This window comes from Nocardia sp. CC201C (genome assembly GCF_030010695.1).
Taxonomy (GTDB): domain Bacteria; phylum Actinomycetota; class Actinomycetes; order Mycobacteriales; family Mycobacteriaceae; genus Nocardia; species Nocardia otitidiscaviarum.
Map to the genome: position 1 here is coordinate 1 of NZ_JASCXP010000640.1, position 2638 is coordinate 2638.

At 68.7% G+C, this 2638-nt stretch carries 2 protein-coding genes; both read left to right on the forward strand.

Features of this window, described 5'->3' with window-relative positions; genetic code table 11:
- Positions 1 to 128: 128 nt before the first annotated feature.
- Complete coding sequence (locus tag QK444_RS35350) at positions 129 to 749, forward strand: CHAP domain-containing protein (RefSeq protein WP_282786350.1); 621 nt, start codon at positions 129 to 131, stop codon at positions 747 to 749.
- Positions 750 to 914: 165 nt separating this feature from the next.
- Positions 915 to 2438 (forward strand): hypothetical protein, encoded by a 1524-nt coding sequence (locus QK444_RS35355; protein WP_282786351.1) that lies wholly within the window; start codon positions 915 to 917, stop codon positions 2436 to 2438.
- Positions 2439 to 2638 lie beyond the last annotated feature (200 nt).

A 2638-nucleotide genomic window follows, 5' to 3' on the forward strand; every position in this document is an offset into this window, starting at 1 on the left:
TAACGCGCGGGAACCCGGGGCGGCGCTGCGAGACGACGCAGGACGCCGCTGCGGGGCGGTGTGGAACCGAATGCGCCCGACGATCGTCGAACTAAGGTGGTCGTTGACAACGCCGGGAGGGGAGCGATATGAGCGTGGGTGCGAGATCGGTCGCGAAGTCCGCGGGCCGCGGTCGCCGGGGTGCGCGCTGGGTGGCGGCGGTCGCGGCCCTCGCGGCGGTGACCGTGCTGGCGGTGGTCGGGGTCGGCTGGTGGCAGCGGGGGCATCTGCCCGCGGTAGCGGGGGAGCGGCTGCGCGACTTCCCGGCGGTCGAGCAGGCGGGGCTGGACGACACCCAGAAACGCATTGTGGAGGTGTTGCGCGGCGAATTCGCGCGCCAGCCCGCCGGCACCGAATACTCCGAGGGCGTCGAGGAGCCATGGTGCGCCGATTTCGTCAGCTGGGTGCTGCGCGAGGCCGGACGGCCCCTGACCAATCCGAACTCGGGATCGTGGCGGATTCCCGGGGTCTACACGCTCACCGAGTACTACCAGCAGCAGGGGCGCTTCGAATCGCCCGGATATCGACCGGGGGTCGGTGATGTGGTGCTCTACAGCGAGACCAGTCCGTTCAGTCAGCACACCAACTTCGTGATTGCCGCCGACGGGGATATGATCACCACCGTGGGGGGTAATGAGTTCGGGCGCATAACCATCCACCGCTATCGGCCCGCGGAGCTTTCCGGCCTGGTCGGATACGGCCGACTGTGAACAACGGCATCCCGCATGATGGAAAACATGCGGGCGTGCCCTAGGTAACGGGGGAATTACGCCCTACCATGGAGCCCGGCGGTGCCCGGCAGCATCGCCGAACGATCCCTGTCCTGCTGCCCCCTCATCGGCAGGACAGGGATTCCGCCCGACGAAAGAAGCTGGATGCCGTTATCCGACCAACCGACCTGGATCGATTACGCCGAATTCGGTGAACGATTCGTCGAGGCGGCGGTCACGGAATCCCGAATCGAGGCGGCGGTCTCCGGTATGGCCGGTCGGGGGATGACCATCGGACCGTTCTCGGTCGGACCCGCCGGACTCGCGCGATTCGTCGCCAAAGGCAGTGTGGGCAAACCACATATCGTCCGCCACGGGCCGCATGTGCACTTCGAGGTCATGGTGCCGGTGAAATTGCGGGTGGACATCACGCTGGGCGGCCAGCGACTACGACTCGAGGCGGTCGTCGAAATCGACCTGGACCTGCACGCCCGCACCGCGCGACCACTGCTCATCGTGATCGACATTCCGCCCGTCACCGGGCGCGACGTCAGCTTCGTCATGCGGGCGCAGGCCATCGGCACCGCCTTCGAACTGCTGCTCGACCCGATTTCCCGGATGGTGCAGCGCGAGGTCGCCAATCGGCTCAATGCCATGCTCGACGATCCGGAATCGCGACGCGGACGGGTATTCGATGTCGAGGCCATCATCGACGGCCGGCAATCGGAGTATCGCGGACAGGCGGAATTCGACTGGATCGGCTACGACGAATTCGGGCGACAGTTCTTCCAGCGCGTGGTGACCGCTCAGCGGGTGCGCGAGGTGGTGGAATCGCTGGCGGGCAAACCCATCGAGGTCGGGCCGCTGCGCACCGGGCCGCGCAATGCAGCCGAGGTGTCGGTGCGGGGGAGCGTACGCATGCCGCGGCTGGTGCCGCACGGGGACGCCACGAATGACGCGGTGCCCGGCCGCGCGACGACCGCCGCCAGTACGGCCGGTGCTGCCGGTGCGGACGCGGGCGTCGCCAGCGTGCATGCGGGTGCTGCCGGTGTGGACGCGGGCGTCGCCAGCGTGCATGCGGGTGCTGCCGGTGTGGACGCGAGTGCTGCCAGCACGGACGCCGGTGCGGCCAGCACGGATGCCACTACTGCCGGTGGTGCGGACGCGAGTGCTGCCAGTGAGGACGCGGGGGCTTCCGACGCGGGTGCTGCCAGGGTGAACCCGGGTGCTGTCAGCGCCGACGCGGGTGCTGCCGGGGTAGACCCGGGCGGTGCGAGTGCGTCGAGTACGGACGCGGACAGCGCCGCCGGGCGCACCGGTCTCCATGACGGCAGCCCTTCCGGCACCGATGGGCTGGTGGCCTTCGACCTGACGATTCCGGTGACCCTGGACATCACCGTCGACGTGCTCAAGGCCAACCGCTACCGCGCCGAGGTGGAGGTCCCGCTCGAACTGGTGGCGCGGGCGGCCGACCCGCTGCTCATCGTGATCGACACCGAGGCTCCGGCGGCGCGGGATATCGCGCTCGCGGTGGTCGCGGAGGGCTGGCGGGCGCGGACGCTGGGTCGCCTCGCCAAGATCGACGAACAGGTGGCGGCCCAGGTGGCGGCGGTGGTGCGCGGCGAGGTTGCCGACGTCTCGCGCCGCACCATCGACGTGGCCGCGCGGCTGAACAGCATCGGCGTCTGAGAAGTCCGCTCTGTCGGCTGTGTCCCCTCGGTCTGTCCTGGGGCCAATGGTGCACATGTGCCCAGTGAGTCTGGCGATTCCCATGTGAATGTGGTGAAATGAGTGCACGTTCGGGTCCCCGGCGCACTGATGGCATGTCCCGCCATCGGGGAAGGTGCGCCGGGCATGCCGCAGACTTTGCTCGATCAGGTTCGATCCAC